The sequence below is a fragment of the Dysgonomonas sp. Marseille-P4677 genome (assembly GCF_016652235.1).
GTDB lineage: Bacteria > Bacteroidota > Bacteroidia > Bacteroidales > Dysgonomonadaceae > Dysgonomonas.
In genome coordinates, this window is sequence record NZ_JAEPKU010000086.1 from 1 (window position 1) to 17,872 (window position 17,872).

The 17,872-nt window shown below is 35.7% G+C and carries 18 protein-coding genes; 12 read left to right on the forward strand and 6 right to left on the reverse strand.

The genetic code is table 11. The annotated features are described in order from the left end of the window. Positions 1-101: 101 nt before the first annotated feature. The 10 genes from JGH11_RS13725 (at position 102) to JGH11_RS13770 (ending at position 10,121) form a co-directional block, all read left to right on the forward strand. Positions 102-662 (forward strand): porin family protein, encoded by a 561-nt coding sequence (locus tag JGH11_RS13725; protein ID WP_236263990.1) that lies wholly within the window; start codon positions 102-104, stop codon positions 660-662. A gap of 155 nt (positions 663-817) precedes the next feature. After that, positions 818-1,369, forward strand: coding sequence for a hypothetical protein (locus tag JGH11_RS13730; RefSeq protein WP_201112735.1), 552 nt, complete (start codon positions 818-820; stop codon positions 1,367-1,369). Continuing rightward, on the forward strand, positions 1,369-2,271 hold the full coding sequence (gene miaA / locus JGH11_RS13735) for a tRNA (adenosine(37)-N6)-dimethylallyltransferase MiaA (protein ID WP_201112737.1): 903 nt from the start codon (positions 1,369-1,371) through the stop codon (positions 2,269-2,271). The genes JGH11_RS13730 and miaA overlap by 1 nt, the downstream gene beginning before the upstream one ends. Before the next feature lie 78 nt (positions 2,272-2,349). Next, a complete protein-coding gene (locus tag JGH11_RS13740; protein ID WP_201112739.1) occupies positions 2,350-2,850 on the forward strand; it encodes a hypothetical protein in 501 nt (166 codons plus the stop codon). 78 nt (positions 2,851-2,928) lie between these two features. Then, positions 2,929-4,134, forward strand: coding sequence for a DUF763 domain-containing protein (locus JGH11_RS13745; RefSeq protein ID WP_201112741.1), 1,206 nt, complete (start codon positions 2,929-2,931; stop codon positions 4,132-4,134). Between the two features lie 126 nt (positions 4,135-4,260). Continuing rightward, entirely contained in the window at positions 4,261-5,214 is a 954-nt protein-coding gene (locus JGH11_RS13750; RefSeq protein WP_201112743.1) for a type IX secretion system membrane protein PorP/SprF, read from the forward strand. Positions 5,215-5,287: 73 nt separating this feature from the next. Continuing rightward, positions 5,288-6,709, forward strand: coding sequence for an SUMF1/EgtB/PvdO family nonheme iron enzyme (locus tag JGH11_RS13755; RefSeq protein WP_201112745.1), 1,422 nt, complete (start codon positions 5,288-5,290; stop codon positions 6,707-6,709). Positions 6,710-6,712: 3 nt separating this feature from the next. Beyond that, complete coding sequence (gene gldN, locus JGH11_RS13760; protein ID WP_201112747.1) at positions 6,713-7,744, forward strand: gliding motility protein GldN; 1,032 nt, start codon at positions 6,713-6,715, stop codon at positions 7,742-7,744. Between the two features lie 170 nt (positions 7,745-7,914). Continuing rightward, positions 7,915-8,274, forward strand: coding sequence for a BlaI/MecI/CopY family transcriptional regulator (locus JGH11_RS13765; protein ID WP_201112749.1), 360 nt, complete (start codon positions 7,915-7,917; stop codon positions 8,272-8,274). A 5-nt stretch (positions 8,275-8,279) separates the two neighbouring features. Next, a complete protein-coding gene (locus JGH11_RS13770) occupies positions 8,280-10,121 on the forward strand; it encodes a M56 family metallopeptidase (RefSeq protein WP_201112751.1) in 1,842 nt (613 codons plus the stop codon). Positions 10,122-10,158: 37 nt separating this feature from the next. Here JGH11_RS13770 and JGH11_RS13775 read toward each other — a convergent pair whose 3' ends face one another. The 3 genes from JGH11_RS13775 to JGH11_RS13785 all read right to left on the reverse strand — a co-directional run bounded on the left by JGH11_RS13775 (position 10,159) and on the right by JGH11_RS13785 (position 13,449). Then, positions 10,159-11,433 (reverse strand): peptidase U32 family protein, encoded by a 1,275-nt coding sequence (locus JGH11_RS13775; RefSeq protein WP_201112752.1) that lies wholly within the window; start codon positions 11,431-11,433, stop codon positions 10,159-10,161. A 253-nt stretch (positions 11,434-11,686) separates the two neighbouring features. Continuing rightward, positions 11,687-12,412 (reverse strand): tetratricopeptide repeat protein, encoded by a 726-nt coding sequence (locus JGH11_RS13780; RefSeq protein ID WP_236263991.1) that lies wholly within the window; start codon positions 12,410-12,412, stop codon positions 11,687-11,689. Between the two features lie 125 nt (positions 12,413-12,537). Beyond that, positions 12,538-13,449: a LysR family transcriptional regulator gene (locus JGH11_RS13785; protein ID WP_201112754.1), complete on the reverse strand. Its 912-nt coding sequence runs from the start codon at positions 13,447-13,449 to the stop codon at positions 12,538-12,540. 295 nt (positions 13,450-13,744) lie between these two features. Between JGH11_RS13785 and JGH11_RS13790 the strand changes: the two genes are divergently transcribed. Together JGH11_RS13790 and ygiD are read left to right on the forward strand one after the other, a co-directional pair. After that, entirely contained in the window at positions 13,745-14,407 is a 663-nt protein-coding gene (locus JGH11_RS13790; protein ID WP_201112755.1) for a YceI family protein, read from the forward strand. A 77-nt stretch (positions 14,408-14,484) separates the two neighbouring features. Next, on the forward strand, positions 14,485-15,315 hold the full coding sequence (gene ygiD, locus JGH11_RS13795; protein WP_201112756.1) for a 4,5-DOPA dioxygenase extradiol: 831 nt from the start codon (positions 14,485-14,487) through the stop codon (positions 15,313-15,315). Between the two features lie 7 nt (positions 15,316-15,322). On the opposite strand, the gene JGH11_RS13800 is transcribed toward ygiD, so the two are convergent. The 3 genes from JGH11_RS13800 to JGH11_RS13810 form a co-directional block, all read right to left on the reverse strand. After that, entirely contained in the window at positions 15,323-16,192 is an 870-nt protein-coding gene (locus JGH11_RS13800; protein ID WP_201112757.1) for a cation diffusion facilitator family transporter, read from the reverse strand. Positions 16,193-16,240: 48 nt separating this feature from the next. After that, complete coding sequence (locus JGH11_RS13805; RefSeq protein WP_201112758.1) at positions 16,241-17,173, reverse strand: hypothetical protein; 933 nt, start codon at positions 17,171-17,173, stop codon at positions 16,241-16,243. A gap of 8 nt (positions 17,174-17,181) precedes the next feature. After that, positions 17,182-17,872, reverse strand: a 691-nt coding sequence (locus tag JGH11_RS13810; RefSeq protein ID WP_201112760.1) for a histidine phosphatase family protein, incomplete at its 5' end; no start/stop codon positions are given.

The window sequence follows — 17,872 nt, forward strand, 5'->3', positions numbered from 1 at the left end:
CTATATTTGGTTAAATGGAGTTAAATGATGATAATCTTATTGAAAGAAGGTATATATTTGCGCTCGATAAACTTTTTTACGCTAACAAACAAAACAACATTATGAAAAGATTATTCTTTACTACTTTGTGTTTATTTATTTTAACATCAATGTCTTTTGCTCAAGACATCTTTAAAAAAGGAGATCTAGTATTAAATGCCGGTGTCGGAATTGGTAATACAGTACGTTCTGAAAGTTATTTAAAAACCACAGTTCCTCCAGTTTCTGTATCTTTAGAATATTGTGTAAAAGACAACCTTTTTGATGAAAAGAGCTCCTTGGGAGTTGGGGTGTATGCCGGATATTTTGCACAGAAATGGAAAGATGGATCTTTTGGCTATTTAGGTAATTTAGATCTTAAATACAGTGACTTCATCATTGGAGTTAGAGGTGCGCTACACTATCAGTTTGTAGATAAGCTAGATACTTATGGAGGAGTAGCCATTGGTTATGATATTGTGTCAGCTAGTGGTAGCTATGGGGACTACTCAGTTTCTTCTAGTGCACTTACTGCAGGGGTATATGTGGGTGGACGCTATTATTTCACTGATGCATTTGCTGTAAATGCAGAGATTGGATATGATATTGCCGTATTAACATTAGGTATTTCTTATAAATTCTAAGAAAAATCATAATTAAAAAATACAAAAACACTAGGCAGTTTTGTCTGGTGTTTTTTTTGTTATAAACTTAAATAAGTTAGCCTTTTTCTTATCAATATATGCTCTTTCTAAAAAAATTATTACTTTTGAATTGGGATTAAAAATTACAATTTAAAATGATATTTCGGTTTTTACTTTTATCAGATGAAGTTGAAGGCTTCAAGCGTGAAATTCAGATAGATGCTGATGCGACATTTCTTGCATTGCACAAAGCTATTCTTAAGTCTGTCGACTATAAGGAAGGGGAAATGACCTCATTCTTTATATGTAGTGACGATTGGGAAAAAGAAAGAGAAATTACGCTTGTAGAAATGGATACAAGCTCGGAAGAGGATTCTTATACAATGGAGGCTTCTTTATTAAATGATTTCTTGGAAGATGAGCATCAAAAGCTGATGTATGTTTTTGATTATATGACCGAGCGAGCTTTCTTTATGGAGTTGCGTGAAATTATTACAGGCAAAAATCTGGATGAGGCTATTTGTTCTAGGTCTGTAGGAAGTCCACCGGAACAATTTGTTAGCTTTGATATAGTATCGTCTTCCACTTCTAGTTTGGATACAGGAGAGAGTTTCTACGGAGACGAAGGTTACGATATGGATGAATTAGATGTAGAAGGCTTTGATGGGTTGGATAATGCTCCATTGCCAAGCGATGAGGAATATTAATGAAGCAACTTATAGTACTGATAGGGCCTACAGGTGTAGGTAAAACAGCACTAAGTATTGATCTTGCCAAATACTATGGTTCTTCTATTATTTCGGCAGATTCTCGTCAATTCTTCAAAGGATTAGAAATAGGTACTGCTGCGCCAACGACAGAACAATTGTTGTATGTGCAGCATTTTCTTGTTGGCATGCTTGATGTTACGAGTTATTATAGTGCCAGTGAGTTTGAGCGGGATGCTCTAAATATAATCGCAAAAGAGCATTTAACGCGTGATATTGTTATTGCAACGGGAGGTTCTATGTTGTATATTGATGCATTATGTAATGGAATAGATGATGTGCCGACAATAGACGAAGAACTAAGAAAAGATCTTTATGTCCTTTATGAAAGAGAAGGTCTTGAACCTATAAAATCTCAGTTAAGGGTCCTTGATCCTATATTCTATAATGAAGTAGACCTGAAAAATTATAAACGTGTCATTCATGCTCTTGAGGTTTGTCTGATGACAGGTAAACCTTATTCTTCTTTCAGAACTAATACTAAAAAATACCGCCCCTTTAATATTGTAAAGATAGGATTGATGCGTGATCGTGAGGAATTATATGAGCGTATTAACCTTCGTGTTGATACTATGATGAATCAGGGTTTGCTAAAGGAAGCAGAGCATTATTATCCACAACGCCATTTAAACTCACTAAATACAGTGGGCTACAAAGAGTTGTTCAACTATCTTAGCGGAGAGTGGACTCTCGATTTTGCAGTAGAAAAAATAAAACAAAGTACACGTATTTATTCACGTAAGCAAATGACATGGTTCAAACGGGATAAGGATATTCATTGGATAAATCTTTCAGAAGTATCGGAAGTGGATGCAATGAAAGAAATAATATCACTGATGTAGAAAAGTTAATCTTCTTATTATTATGATCTTATAAGATATTTTTTGTATTTTTGAGAATAAACATTAATACAAAAAAGTATGGATATTAAGATTTACAAGATTTTGGTTGTATTGGCTATTGCTTTTACAGGTCTGTTCGCATTCTCAGGTTGTACGAAAGAATACATAACAGAGGAACATAATGAGTATTATGAAGGTGCATTTGTGCATAGGGAATTTGTTACTGTAAGGGCTAATCAGTGGGTTTGGAACCCGGATATTAATAGTTATGAATATTTTTATAAGATAGCAAAATTAACAGAAGCTTCTGCTGCCGGAAATACTATATATGATGATGGTGCTATGGTTGCTTCAGTATTTGTAAATCCAGGAACTAAAGATGAGAATCAGGAAGTTCTTCCTTTTGTAAATACATATTTACACTCATTTGTTGCCGGTCCTACAATGATGTATACAGAAACAATTTCTTGCTCTTTTAAGCCGGATGGAGTGTGGTTTTATATACAATCTTCGGATCTGGAAGAGGATGATTCCAGATTATTTGATTATGAATTTAAGGTTTCTATCTTTTGGGATTAGATTTGTTATAATAAACAAATAATAATTAATAATGAGAGCAGACATAATATAATGTCTGCTTTTTTGTATTTTAGAGACATGAAACGAGGTCATGCTGATTTACCACTTCATTACGGTACTGTGCCTCCCTGGTTGGCTCAGCGGATGAGTTTACTTGGAGGAGCTATAGTTGAAGCTATAATAATAGAATACGGACGAAGTGCTTTATTGCAACGTCTTAGCGATCCTTTTTGGTTTCAATCGTTGGGCTGTGTGTTAGGGATGGATTGGCATTCGTCAGGTATTACTACATCAGTGATGAATGCTCTAAAGAAAGCAATCAATAAACGTTCTGCAGAATTGGGCGTTTATGTCTGTGGTGGACGGGGAAAGTCGTCACGTCAGACTCCCTCCGAATTGATTGAGATTGCAAATAAAACCGGATTGGATGGGGATGAACTGGTGCGTAATAGCCGATTATCCGCAAAAGTAGACAATACCGCTATTCAGGATGGTTTTCAGCTTTACCTGCATTCTTTTATCGTAACAGTCGAGGGTGAATGGGCTGTAGTACAGCAAGGAATGAATGGGGAGAGCCGTATGGCCCGCCGTTATCATTGGTTGTCTTCAGTTCTTACGTCTTTTATTGAAGAACCACATACTTCGGTTTGTGGTGAAAATCAAGGCTTGATTCTAAACCTGACAGACAAATTAGCTGCTTCTACCAAAGGGCGAATATTAGAATTGACAAAAGAAATACCGGACAGATTAATGCGTGAGGTTTCTATTATTCTACCCAATCATCACGAAGTACATGCTGAAAATGTGAATTTGAAACGATTAGGCGCAGCATTAATCCTTGCGCATGAAAAGAACATATCGGATATAGAATCATTGCTTTTACTTGAGGGTGTCGGGCCTCGTACTGTTCAGTCATTAACATTAGTAAGTGAAGTTATACATGGTACGCCTTCCCGGTTTTCTGATCCCGCACGTTTTTCGTTTGCGCATGGAGGAAAAGACGGGCATCCATTTCCCGTGCCAATACGAGTGTATGATCAAACTATTGAAATATTTGATAAAGCTATTCATCAGGCAAAATTAGGGGATAAAGATAAATCTGATGCGTTAAAGAATCTTTCAAAAATTTCACAGCAAATAGAGCAAGGATATACGCCAAACGACTATTTTGATGAGTTGGTACAATATGAAAGAAATACATCATATAAATACGGAGGGAAAACTGTATTTGGTGATTCAAAGAAACCTAAAGATGAAGGCATGCAATTGAAATTATGGGATTAGGTCCCGCAACCATATATTTTGTTATATAGCAGGATACCTTTCACCAACACAATTTATAAATTATTTATCCGTTAATAATAAATAAATTATTGTTACTTTGCATACTATAATTCAGTGACTTTGTGAATGAAGTTTAAATATATAATATTACTTATCTTATTTATTGTTTTTAGTATTGAAGCAGCCTACGGACAATGGGATGCCCAGATAAGCCAATATTGGAGGATGAAAAATTTCTATAATCCGGCCTTTATCGGAGATACGCCTGATATGGAAAGCTCGATGTTACATCGTCGGCAGTGGGTCGGTATTACAAATGCACCTGTCACTTCTATTGTCTCCTTGAATAGGCCTATTAGCTTTTTGGGAAAAGAGCATGGAATAGGAGCCATCATAACGAATGAAAAAGTCGGACTGTTTTCAAATACATATACGTTAGGGCAGTATACTTATAAAGTAAAATTTAAGAATAATAAGTTCCTACATATTGGTTTGCAAGGAGGAATGATGAATGTTGACTTTGATGCGGCCGGAATTCATATCCCTACTAGTGATTACCATATTTCAAAAGAGAATGATCCATCCTTTCCTACTGTAAAAGGGGATAAAATAATTGATGCCGGTTTTGGTATTGCTTGGATTGCTCCCCGTTACTATGTTGGACTATCAGCAACTCATCTGTTTGAGCCGACCTTTGAAATGACTGATGATCGGAAGGCTTATATTGCTCGTACATATTATTTGATGGGAGGATACAATATAAGGCTAAATAATCCGTTGATAGAATTGCAGCCTTCTGCCTTTTTCAAAACTGATGCCGTTACTTATCAGATGGATATTACAGCCAAAGTAGAGTATAATAAAATGTTCAATGGTGGAATATCTTGGAGAAAAGACGAAGGTTTTGTATTTTTGCTGGGCGTAAAAATAAGAAATATAGATGCAGGCTATTCATATGATCTAACTACATCAGATATATCAGCGGTCAGTAATGGTAGCCATGAACTATTTATACGATATAGTATTCCTCTTCAGAAAAAAAGAGAAGTTAAAGGTACTAAAAGTATAAGAATTTTATAAAAGATATAATACAAAATAGGTACAAAATTACAATTACAAGAAAAACTGAGGCTTGAAGCGAATAAAGATAAATATGAAACAGCTGTTTTTTACAATTATAACTTCACTTATATTACTTACATCCTGCGGAAAATCATCGGGATCCAGTGTAGGTGGTGAGGTGACTGGCGAAAAAGGTTCATCTTGGGCCGAGCCTTCTCCATATGGAATGGTTTTGGTATCGAGAGGATCAATAGAAATGGGACCTGCCGAAAATGATTCCTTATGGGATATAAAAGCTAATCCGAAGGGAGTGTCGGTGGATAATTTCTGGATGGATGAAACCGAGGTTACAAATTCGAAATACCGTCAGTTTGTTTACTGGGTAAGAGATTCTATAATTAGAGAACGTTTGGCTGACCCAGCTTATGGAGGGGACGAGACATTTAAAATAACCGAGGATAGATTCGGCGATCCCGTAAAACCTCACCTTGATTGGAAAAAAGCAATTCCTAAGAGACCATTAGAAGAGGAAGAGAGAGCAATTAATAGTGTAACATATATTCATCCTATTACAGGCCAAAGAGGTCTTGATCCTGCGCAACTAAATTTTATCTACGAATGGTTTGATCAGACCGAAGCTGCAAAGCGTCGTAATAGATTAAATCCTCAAGATCGGATCTTAAATACAGATATTACAATAGACCCTAATCAGGTTGTTATGATATCGAAAGATACTGCATATATAAATGAAGAAGGGCGTCCTGTAAATGAGACGATTGTTAGGCCGTTAGGATCTCTTTTCGATTTTGTGCATACTAAAATTGTCAATGTCTATCCCGATACTACGGTTTGGGTTAATGACTTTAATAATGCGTATAACGAGCCATATATGAGGATGTATTTTTCTCATCCCGGCTATAATGATTATCCTGTGGTTGGGGTGACATGGGAGCAAGCTACGGCTTTTGCCGAATGGCGGACCAAATTTTACCGTATGGGACAGCCTAAGAATGGACGACCTATCGAAGTATTTAGATTGCCGACAGAAGGAGAATGGGAGTTTGCTGCTCGTAATGGCCGCTCTGAAAATAAGTATCCTTGGGATAAAGATGGTACGATGGACGAAAAAGCTTGTTTTATGGCAAACTTCAAGCCGGGAGAAGGTAACTATACAAAAGATGGTAACTTGATACCATCTCGTGTAGCATCTTATGTTCCAAACCGATTTGGAATATATGATTTGGCTGGTAATGTATCGGAGTGGACTTCAACCTCATATACAGAATCGGGTACTGAAATGATGAATGACATGAATCCTCAATATAAATACGATGCAGCAAAAGAAGATCCTTATGCGATAAAGAAAAAAGTAGTAAAAGGAGGGTCTTGGAAAGATATAGGACGTAATATAAGAGGGGATATGAGAGAAGGAGAGTTTCAGAATCAACCTCGTTCTTATATAGGATTTAGATGCGTAAGAACACAAATAGGCTTTGCAAAATCAAAGAAGTAGATAATGAAAAAAATAACTCAAATAATATTGTTGCTCTGTTTCATATGTGTATTTCAATCATATGCGCAGAATCAGACGGAATCTCTTCGTGATAGATTGGCTAAAAAGCAACAACAAGGTCAGACGATACAAGATAATGGGCCTAAAGTTCCTAAACTTTCAGTCCGTGCAGAGATGATGAACGAAACGCAAGATAAGGATCTTTCCGGTGCGACATGGATACGTGAAGTTTATCGTTTTCTTGATTTGACAAAAGGCACAAATGCTGCACTGTATTATCCTGTACAACCAATTGGTGATAAAATGAACTTTTATACATTGATATTTAAGTTGATGGCCAATGGAAGTATAGTTGGATACGATTGGAATCAAGGTCAGGACTTATTTGTAGATAATTTGATCATAAATTTTGGAGACGTGCTTAATCGCTTGGAGATTCCTTTTCAGAAAAATGGAAATGTATTTACTTTTGATGAATATAGTATTCCTAGTAATGAAGCTTTAGGTTATTATGTAAAAGAAGCTTGGTATTTTGATCAATCAAATTCAGTGCTTGGAGTAAAAACTGTAGCTATTTGTCCGGTTTTATTTCGTCAACAATATTTAGGAGAAGATGAACAAGATGCGCCTATGACTAATGCAGGCTCTCGTGAACCGCAATTTTGGATACCGTACGAGTACCTAAGACCATATGCGGCAAGAATGCCTATCATGACCTCCGATTTGAACAATGTAATGAATAAAACAGTTGATGATTATTTCAGATTGAGACTTTATGAAGGTGATATATATAAGACCACCAATATGGAGAATAAGTTTTTGCAAGAAAAGTTTAAAACTCCGCAAAGTCTTAAATACGCTCAAGATAGTATTGAAGCACAGTTGAAAGCATTTGATAAAGGACTGTGGGTCATTAACGATTCTATAAAAGCCGCCGGAGATCAGAATCCTAAAAAGATAAAGCCTAATTCAAGAGCAAAGAAATCGAAGGCTTCTAGCTCTCAGGCTTCATTCTCAGTAAGAGATAGAAGATAAAGGTTGAAATTATACTAGATAATATAAGACAAGAATCAAAATGATTCTTGTCTTTTTTATTCTGTTTTTTTGTTAATAACGGTTAATTATAATAATATAACTGTTTTGAATAGTTGTATAACTATAAAATATAGTTATATTTGTTTTGTAGAATAACTAGATATATCGCCATGAAAAAATTGACACAAAAAGAAGAAGAGATATTGGCTTGCTTCTGGGCTAAAGGCCCAATGTTTGTAAAGGAACTATTAGACCTACAGGAAGAACCGAAACCTCATTATAATACTTTATCTACTATCGTTCGTATCTTGGAAGAAAAAGGATATATTAGCTATAAAGCCTATGGTAACACTTATCAGTATTATGCACAAATAACAGAAGAGGATTACCGAAAAAATACCCTTAATAATGTTATAGATAAATATTTTGGAAACTCATACACCCGTGTTGTCTCTACGTTAATTGAAGAAGAGAAATTGTCGATAGATGAATTACAAGACTTGATTAAGCAAATTAAATCTAAATCTTGACCTAAATGGAAACCTTTTTGCTATATCTGTTCAAATCGGGGATATGCCTTGTCTTATTTTATATATGTATGAGGGCATTCTTATCTAATGAAACATTCTTTCGTTTCAACCGTTGGGTATTGCTTATTGGTACAACTATTTGCCTATTGCTGCCATTTGTCAGAATCCATATCGATGAAGCTACTGTTGTTCAAAAGCCGTTTGCGGTTGTAGAGCAGATGTTTGTACCGTCTCAGAATGAAATAGCAAGCATACAAGAGAATTTCCTCACATCAAAGGAAATAATTGAACCGCTGATTATAGATAGTAGGGAGGATCAGGTTAACATAGGATTTATATTATTGGCAGTTTATTTGATTGGGTTTGCTATAAATCTGATAATCCTGCTAAAGTCGGTATATCTTATGCTAAGGCTAATTAATAGGGGTAGAAAGTTGAAGCATGGGGAACATATATTAGTACTTGTTTCGAAAGATATAGTCCCTTTTAGTTGGGATAAATATATCGTTTTGTCTGTAACAGATTTCGAAAGCTATCCAGATGAGATTATCACTCACGAAGTTGCTCATGCTAAGTATCGCCATTCATTAGATTTAATATATTTCGAATTGATTCTGTTATTTCAATGGTTTAACCCGGCTATATGGCTGTTGAAAAGAGAATTAAAAGATGTACATGAATATCAGGCTGATATGAGTGTTTTAAAGTCAGGCATTAATGCAACAAAATATCAACTATTATTAGTGAAAAAAGCCGTTGGCGCAAGCTCCTACACTCTAGCCAACAGCTTTAATCACAGTAAAATTAAAAAAAGGATTACTATGATGTTAAAAGAAAAATCGAACAAATGGGCACGGTTGAAGCTACTCCTATTGCTCCCGTTAGGTACACTCACAGTGTTTGCTTTTGCCCGTCCTGATGTAAATGAACCATTAAGCTCATTGATTAACTACGAAAGTACGAATATTTTGCAGAAAACAAAAATTGCGGAAGACATCGTCGAAGATCATCAGAGGAATGAGAAACCTGATAATTATAATCCGGCTTATTATACTGTAGACGGGGTAAAAGTCTCTGATGGCGAATACAAGGATTTGAGGGCTAATAGTGTTGATATAAGGTGGCCGGAGTATGTACCTTTTGCCAAAGGTAAAGTATTAAAGATACAAGGTATCTTTAATACAGGTATGAAGTCACCTGAATATTTTAGAGAAATGTTTATAGATGGAAAGTCTCCAGATCGGTCACATGTGTATTTGGTCGTGAATGGTACGAAATATGGATATGAAGAGGGTTTGAAAAAGCTAGTGGTAACAAAGCCTATGGACCCGAAAAAGCCTTTTAAGTGTCAGATAATTAGTAGAGATGGCAGTAAATCGTCTCCGATATTTGATGTGGTTAGCTTTGCTCCTCCTACACTTCCTGAGAAGATGCAGAAAAGTGTTGTTGATACTAAACAGCAAAGAGATAGTGTCAGCAAGGTATTGCAGGAATATATAGAAAAGAACGGCTATAAATCAGAGGATAGAATAGGTAAACCTGAAAAAGGTAAGTTTAAAATACTGGTTATGAGTAGTCTTATGGCAGAGATGAAATCTACTGTTTTTCCAAAGGAATATAACAAAAAGGATGATGGCATTGATGCTAATTATCTCCGTATATACTGGTATGTAATTGACGGTAAGAAATATTCATGGAACAAGTTTATGGATAAATGTCGATATGGCAAAGTATTTTTCGAACGTAATAAAATAAAGCCGGAAGATGGTCAGATAGTAGAAATGTATGGCATAACTACCGATGGTGCTAAGACTCCGATCTTCTATATGGTAGGTAATGAAAATTAATAAAAAGAGGGGTTGCTTATAAAGCAACCCCTCTTTATTATACTTTTTCTACAAACTTCTTTTTCTGTTCTACTTTTACTAGCTTGAAAAGCTTGTCAGACGGACGAATTTTATCTTTAACCTTGATTGAGAATTTCTCTCCTTTGACAGTTTCATCAACTTCTTTTAGATCGACGCGGATTTCTTCTACAGTCTGAAAAACAGCTCCTGTTGTAGGCCCAGTGATTAGTATTTCATCACCAACCTTAAGAGATTGTGTTTCCATCAAAAACTCGGCAACTCCTAGATTTGAAAAGTATTTGATTCCCTTTGCTATATATACTTTTCGTTTGGTGGAGCCTGATCCGTAATTGCTAGACCATTCGCCAAGTCGTTGCCCTAGATAATAGCCATCCCAGAATCCGCGATTGAACACAGTTGCGAGGCGTTCATCCCAGTTTTCAATTTTTTCTTCTGTAAATGTGCCTTTACAATATGCTTCTATCGCTTCTTTATAACATTCTACAACGGTACGAACATATTCCGGCCCACGTGCACGGCCTTCAATCTTGAATACACGAACACCCGCATCCATCATTTTATTCATGAAATGAATTGTTTTCAGGTCTTTAGGTGACATGATGTATTCATTGTCTATTTCAAGCTCTATATTTGTCTCTTTATCTTTCACAATATAACTTCTACGGCATATTTGATTGCAGGCTCCTCTATTAGCCGAAAGGTCTCTTTCGTGAAGGCTTAGATAACACTTACCAGAGACTGCCATACATAATGCGCCATGTGAAAACATTTCTATGCGGATAAGTTCCCCGCTAGGGCCTGTTATATTTTGTTCTACAATATCTTTGTATATTGCAGCTACCTGATCAAGATTTAATTCTCTTGCTAATACAACTACATCGGCAAATTGCCCGTAGAACTTCAATGCTTCTGTGTTAGTAATATTTAGCTGTGTAGATAGATGAACCTCGACACCAATACTACGTGCATACATCATAACTGATACATCAGATGCGATAATCGCAGACAATTCGGCTTCTTTAGCTGCATTTACAATTTTGTGCATCAATGAGATATCATTGTCGTAAATAATAGTATTAACAGTAAGATAGCTTTTTAGTCCATTATTTTTGCAGATAACAGCTATTTGTTTTAGATCATCTATGGTGAAATTATTCGATGATTTTGCACGCATATTAAGTCCTTCTATCCCAAAATAGATGGAGTTTGCTCCACCCTGTATTGCAGCAGTCAGAGAGTCGTATGACCCTACCGGGGCCATTATTTCAAAATCGGATATATTATGTTTCATTTCGATAGTTTTAATAAATCAGGTGGCTACTATTACATTGCCTTCCTGTATTAATATGTAAAAACGGAGTGCAAAATTATGATTTTAAAACGGAAAGGACAAACCTATTCAGTTAACAGTTTGTGATAGATATATTTTACTCTTTATTTTAACAAAAAGGTGACAAAAGTTACACTTTTGTTATTTTTTTTGATTAAGTTCTTGTTCGTATATAAATAATTATTTATTCTGTATAGATAAAATAATTCAATTATCATTTTATCCTTTCTTTGGTAGCCTTTATACTGATTTCAAGTTCTTTTTTTAGATCGCTATCGTTGTTGGTATCCAGAATTTCTAATGCTGTTTGATAGTCATTAAGTGCTTCTTGATAGTTTATTATTTCATAATAGGTATTCCCTCTGTTGTAATAAGCGATGGGTGAACCCTCCAGTTTTATAGCCTCGCCAAAATCAGCAAGAGCTTTATCATAATGTTCCATTTTTTCATGTACCAACCCTCTATTGTTATAGGCACTCGCATAATCGGGTAATAACTCAATCGTTTGGTTAAGATCGGTCAAAGCTTTATCATATAGTCCCATATTACTATATATAGATCCTCTATTATAATAGGCCATACCATCTTTGGGGTCAAGTTCTATTATTTTACTACAGGTATTTAAGGTTTGCATTTCATCACCCGTCTGATAATATATAATAGACAGGTGCATATAGGTTTTCACTAATACTTTATCACGCCATTCGGTATCTTTCTTATATTTCTCATCGTTGTTGATTCGCTCAATAAGTGTATTCAGCATATTTATTTTCTGCTGCGGGGTACTCAACTTATTCAATGCTATATATACATCGTTATTAAATTTCACAAGGCTTTTTTCTCCTTGCTTCTTACGTTTTGCAATCATATAAAACATGATGGCAAAAAGTATAAACATAAAAGCAAAAAGTACGATAACCCCTGTTATTCCTATTTTCATAAAGGATTCAGCCTTGCATGACGTTAAGAATAAGGGTATAATAGTAATTGGAATATATTTCATATTGGTTTAGAACATTAAGGTCACAAATTTATTAAATTTATCAACAGCAAAAGACTAAAATATTATTTAACTGTATTAATATAGGTTTTGATAAAGGTTCTTACTTTCTCTACATACAGAGGTTGTATTTTATCTTTGTTATATGCCAGATAGAGTGTGTTTGTAGCCACGGCCGAGCCCCTCCATAATATCTTTACTCGATTATTCTCTAAAGCCTTTCCAGCAATAAGGTCTGATGAAACAGCCAGCCCATCACTGTTTTCTACTGCTTTCAGAATTGCATCGTTGTCAGGAATAGTAGCATGTAGTTTCAGTATAGGGCGTTTTTTAAAATTTTCTCTCCAAAACCGTCGGATAAGAACCAAATCGCTGGTGTATGCGAACCATTTTTGACGTTTTAGCCACTTTTCGGCTTCGGTATAATCTTTTGAAGCTATAAGATCATTAAATTCTTTAGTTTCAGTATTAGTATTACATACTATCATAAATGATTCTGTAAACAACGGCTCATATGTGAGGTTATCAGCTGATTTATTCTGGCGTGTAATAATACTTATATCAAGATTGTTACTTACTAGCTTCTCTGTAAGTTGATCTGCTAGTCCATACTCTACTGTTAAGTGCAGGTCTTTTTCTTTCCCTATGTGTTCGGCTAGATAATTGTTAAATAATTCGGCAGGAGTACCCAAACGTATGCTTGGGGCTTTGTTTAATACCGTTCGTTTAAACTCAGTTTCCACTCTTTCCAAGTTATCGATCGATTCTACTATTTGGGTATATAACTGTTTCCCATATTCGGTTGGCATCATTTTCCTTGGCAATCGTACAAATAATGGTTGCCCTATATAGCTTTCGAGAGAAGCTAATTGTATGCTCATGTTGGGTTGAGAGATCATCAATTCCTGAGCAGCTCTTGTGAGCGTACCATATTGATAGATTGCTTTAAATGTGCGATACCATTCTAAGTTTACCATAATTCTATAAATATATTCTATGAGTGATTCAAACTATATGGCTAAAATAAAGAATCTGAATTAGAAGTGTTTTTATATGAAATTTAAACATTTCTTTCAAAAAGTTAAACTATTCAGATGGTTTATTTGTTTGCCTTAATGATAGATAGGCTATAAAACTCATAGATGTTTATATGCAAATCTATAAATTTTTTTATGATAATGTATAAAATTAACTATTTTGTTAATAGAATAGAGGCGGTTATCTTTGCACTATATTAAAGAACAGAATTCGAAAATGAAAAAAGAAAATGAAATGAAAACATATTTTTTAGCAATCGTAGCATTATTATTTGTGGCTTCGTGTAATACAAAAACTAAAAATAAAGTAGAAGGAACAGATGCTCAGGAAGCTGCTGCGGGTACAGGAGAACAACTTGTTGTAGATACTCAGGCTTCTTCTATCCATTGGATCGGTTCAAAGGTTGGGGGCTCTCACCATGGTACTATCGGAATTAAAAGCGGTGAATTGGCAGTTAACGGTCAGGATGTAGCTTCAGGCTCTTTTGTCGTGGATATGAATGCAATAGTAAATGAAGACCTTACCGATAAGAAAATGAATGAGATGTTGGTAGGTCACTTGAAAAGTGAAGACTTTTTTGATGTAGCCAAATATCCTGAAAGTGCTTTTATAATAACAAAAATAGAAGCTGCAGCTAATGCTTCTGATAGTGTTACTCATCTGGTAAGCGGCAATCTGAAACTGAAAGATGTAGAAAAGAATATAACTTTCGGAGCCAAGGTGACCAAAGAGGGTGATATGTATAAAGCTGTAACTGTTCCATTTACTATCGATCGTACACAATGGAATGTTAAATATGGTTCGAAGACTTTATTTGCTGATTTGAAAGAAAACATAGTAAATGATAATATTGAATTGCAAATCACAATAGTTGCTAAAGCCGCTCAAGTAAAATAACATATAGTGCAGAGATAAAACAATAGGATCGGCTTTGGCATATTATTACCAAAGCCGATTTTTATATATTAGGGATTATGACATTAAAAGAATTTCATAAACAAGCAATGACATTTGCTGCAACAGCGCCTATGCCAGTACTATTTGTTGGACATGGAACACCAATGAATGCTATCGAAAATAATGAATTTGTTGGTATGTGGACAAACTTGGGGCACGACTTGCCTAGGCCACACGCTATATTATGTATTTCGGCACATTGGGAGACACGAGGTACTTTTGTCACAGCGATGGAGACCCCAAAAACAATTCATGATTTCTATGGTTTCCCTCGTGAGTTATATACTCAGCAGTATGCAGCAAAAGGATCTGTTGAATTGGCCGGTTTGGTTCGTGAGCAGATAAAGGATGTTGTAATCAATGAAGATTATGAATGGGGGCTGGACCATGGCACCTGGAGTGTATTGAAACATGTTTACCCTCAAGCTGATATTCCTGTGATACAGCTAAGCATCGATCATTTCAAAGGTATGCGTTACCATTATGAATTAGGGCGTGAACTGGCCTTTCTTCGCCGCAAGGGTGTGTTGATTATCGGCAGTGGAAATATGATCCATAATTTAAGGATGATACAATTGGCCGGAGATGATTTTAATGCGGAACATGGTTATGAATGGGCGTTCGAATTGAATGATCTTCTTAAAAACAAGATACTTAACAAGGATCATTCTTCGTTGATAGACTATAATACTATGCATAATTCTATTCGTTTTGCTATACCAACGCCAGAACACTATATACCATTGCTTTATGCATTAGCGATGCAAGAGGGGGATGAACCTGTCAGGTTCTTTAACGATAAAGTGATTGCAGGATCTTTAAGTATGACCTCCTTAATTGTCGGGTAAGGGAACGTTACCTGGATGGCTCTACATGTATTAATATGTTTGCTATCTCGGGCATGTATTCCATGAGTCTTCGCTTTAGGTCATGAGCTATATCATGGCCTTCTTTTACTGTTATATTTTTATCTACTATGATATGTAAATCTACATAAAAAGTCATTCCCGATTTACGGATAAAACATTTCTCTGTGTTCATAACGCCCGATACTCCTTTTGCAAAATTGGATATATCGTTTGCCATATCAGTGTACATGTCTTTATCCATCATTTCACCCCAAGCCGGTTTTAGTATTCGATAACTATTATATAGAATTATAAATGCCGCTAGTAGTGCCGCCCAATCATCAGCGGCTTCATATCCTTCGCCCATGTATATGGCGATAGATATACCAATAAATGCGGCTACAGACGTAATAGCATCACTACGATGATGCCATGCATCAGCTTTTAGAGAAGTACTGCCGGTTTGTTTTGCCTTTTTTATTACCCATTGATAGGATATTTCTTTCCAGATAATGATAGCCCCCAACACAAAGAGGGTAAATAGTTTAGGGCCTTCATGTGGGGAACGTATATTTTCGATACTTTCGGTAGCTATAATTGTTGCAGAAACGATAAGAAAGCCCACTACAGCAAAGGTAACCATTGGCTCTATACGTCCGTGTCCATATGGATGATCATTATCTGCCGGTTTACTGGCGTACTTTATACCTAGCAAGACTAAAATAGAGGAGAATATATCAGCTGTCGATTCAATAGCATCGGCAATGAGAGCGTACGAATTTCCAAAATATCCAGCCAGCCATTTGCATAAAGCTAAGAGCGTATTACCGATTATACTGAAAATAGACGCTTTCTGAGCTGTCTTACTTTTATTCATTGTTTTCCGTTTTGGATATAGATATATTTCTTCCTTACAATTACAATATTATTTTGTGCTTATGATTTTATCTCCACTGAATGTTAGTTGCCCGGCCGGATATATCCATTGTTCGGTCTTGCCTGTCTCTTTTATTTCAGTAGGTTCTCCCCATGCCATACGTGTCATATCTTTAGTCATTCCGACTCTGACTTTGTTTTGCAGGATACGTCGGAAGTTATTAATGTTGTATTTTTTTGTCAGAGTAGCTGCCTCGGTAGCAGTATAAACCTTTTTTAAACCTTCCTCATTTAAAAGTGAGTAGGGGATAGCCATTTTTACTCCTTGCTTACTTTGTAGCACAAGCGATAATTCATTGTTTGTATTATCAATATCCACATCAATACATTTCCATATCTCTCCTGTAGTAAATGCAATGGCTTTTCTTGTAACCAGATTACGCGATGTTTTAAGAATATCATCCGATATAACAAACTCCTTGCCTGAAAGTAGTTGTTTTTGTTTCTCGAAAAAACCTCTTGTTATAAATGGAAATGTATACTCTGAGTTTATGTCATATTTATAATACATAATATCTCCGCTCGATAGCTCTTGTAGTTTTAGATAAAACTCATTCGTATTTCCATTACTGTCGGTTTGAGATGGATGTTTTATAACCTCCAGTACATGGAAATATTTATGCGCTAAATCATCGTAGCGGGAATTATAATTATCATTTGGTTTGTAGATGTTCTTTTCATCATTTAAAAGATCATTGTCTTTTTTATATTTCAAAATAAAACCACTATATCCGTAAGACTGAGACGATTTGTCCAGACCTTTAAGAAAAAGTTCCTGACCTGTGTATCCCATTGCGTTAATGCCCAGGAAATTAGCTGTGCTGTCATAAGCAAATGCGGGAATTGCTTGTTTTTCTTTATCCGATTGGGCGAATAAGGCCGCTGTAAATAAAGATAGGAGTATCGATATAATATATTTCATTTGTCAATTTAAATTTTTTCAGCTTCTATTTTGCCTTTCTCTACATAGCTCATATCGGCCATAGATTCTACTGAGAATTTTCCATTTTGATAAGTAACTTTACATACAGCTGCATTATCAAGCGGTTTTTTAAACAGTTTATCACCTCCAAGACTGAGTAACATGGCTAATATGCTCATTCCATGAGATACTACCAATATATTAGCATCGTCTTCTTGCGATTCTTTTTTTGCTATCTCTAGCAAGCTTTCTTGCGTACGGGCTTCTACCTGAGAAAAGTTTTCAGCCATACCCATTTTATCTAATACTTTAATAGCGTCTAATACCTCTCTATAGCCAATCTCTTTTTCCATGATAGCCTTAATCATATCTTCTTTCGAAGTATAGTGTAGATATAAAGCAGCATTGTACCACATTGTATGATTGAAGTCGGCTTCGAAACTGCCAAAGCACGCTTCACGTAATCCTGGCAATTCTGTTACGGGGATATCATCCTGCCCTTTTGCTCCAAGAACAATCTGTGTTGTCTGGCGTGTTCTGCGTAGATCACTGCAATATGCCGAGCGAAAATTTATGTCACTCAATCCATAGCCTAAATAACGGGCTACATCTATTCCTTCTTTAGTTAGTGGTGAATCACACCATCCTTGTACCCGGTCGAGGGTATTCATCATTGTTTTACCGTGACGGACAATATAT

What these genes read in the sequence shown, in the direction of transcription:
- JGH11_RS13790 (WP_201112755.1), top strand. Translation starts at nt 13,745, where the DNA reads ATGAAAACATATTTTTTAGCAATCGTAGCATTATTATTTGTGGCTTCG.
- JGH11_RS13740 (WP_201112739.1), top strand. Translation starts at nt 2,350, where the DNA reads ATGGATATTAAGATTTACAAGATTTTGGTTGTATTGGCTATTGCTTTT.
- gldN (WP_201112747.1), top strand. Translation starts at nt 6,713, where the DNA reads ATGAAAAAAATAACTCAAATAATATTGTTGCTCTGTTTCATATGTGTA.
- ygiD (WP_201112756.1), top strand. Translation starts at nt 14,485, where the DNA reads ATGACATTAAAAGAATTTCATAAACAAGCAATGACATTTGCTGCAACA.
- JGH11_RS13775 (WP_201112752.1), bottom strand. Translation starts at nt 11,433, where the DNA reads ATGAAACATAATATATCCGATTTTGAAATAATGGCCCCGGTAGGGTCA.
- JGH11_RS13765 (WP_201112749.1), top strand. Translation starts at nt 7,915, where the DNA reads ATGAAAAAATTGACACAAAAAGAAGAAGAGATATTGGCTTGCTTCTGG.
- JGH11_RS13755 (WP_201112745.1), top strand. Translation starts at nt 5,288, where the DNA reads ATGAAACAGCTGTTTTTTACAATTATAACTTCACTTATATTACTTACA.
- miaA (WP_201112737.1), top strand. Translation starts at nt 1,369, where the DNA reads ATGAAGCAACTTATAGTACTGATAGGGCCTACAGGTGTAGGTAAAACA.
- JGH11_RS13805 (WP_201112758.1), bottom strand. Translation starts at nt 17,173, where the DNA reads ATGAAATATATTATATCGATACTCCTATCTTTATTTACAGCGGCCTTA.
- JGH11_RS13750 (WP_201112743.1), top strand. Translation starts at nt 4,261, where the DNA reads ATGAAGTTTAAATATATAATATTACTTATCTTATTTATTGTTTTTAGT.
- JGH11_RS13730 (WP_201112735.1), top strand. Translation starts at nt 818, where the DNA reads ATGATATTTCGGTTTTTACTTTTATCAGATGAAGTTGAAGGCTTCAAG.
- JGH11_RS13745 (WP_201112741.1), top strand. Translation starts at nt 2,929, where the DNA reads ATGAAACGAGGTCATGCTGATTTACCACTTCATTACGGTACTGTGCCT.
- JGH11_RS13725 (WP_236263990.1), top strand. Translation starts at nt 102, where the DNA reads ATGAAAAGATTATTCTTTACTACTTTGTGTTTATTTATTTTAACATCA.
- JGH11_RS13770 (WP_201112751.1), top strand. Translation starts at nt 8,280, where the DNA reads ATGGAAACCTTTTTGCTATATCTGTTCAAATCGGGGATATGCCTTGTC.
- JGH11_RS13780 (WP_236263991.1), bottom strand. Translation starts at nt 12,412, where the DNA reads ATGAAAATAGGAATAACAGGGGTTATCGTACTTTTTGCTTTTATGTTT.
- JGH11_RS13800 (WP_201112757.1), bottom strand. Translation starts at nt 16,192, where the DNA reads ATGAATAAAAGTAAGACAGCTCAGAAAGCGTCTATTTTCAGTATAATC.
- JGH11_RS13785 (WP_201112754.1), bottom strand. Translation starts at nt 13,449, where the DNA reads ATGGTAAACTTAGAATGGTATCGCACATTTAAAGCAATCTATCAATAT.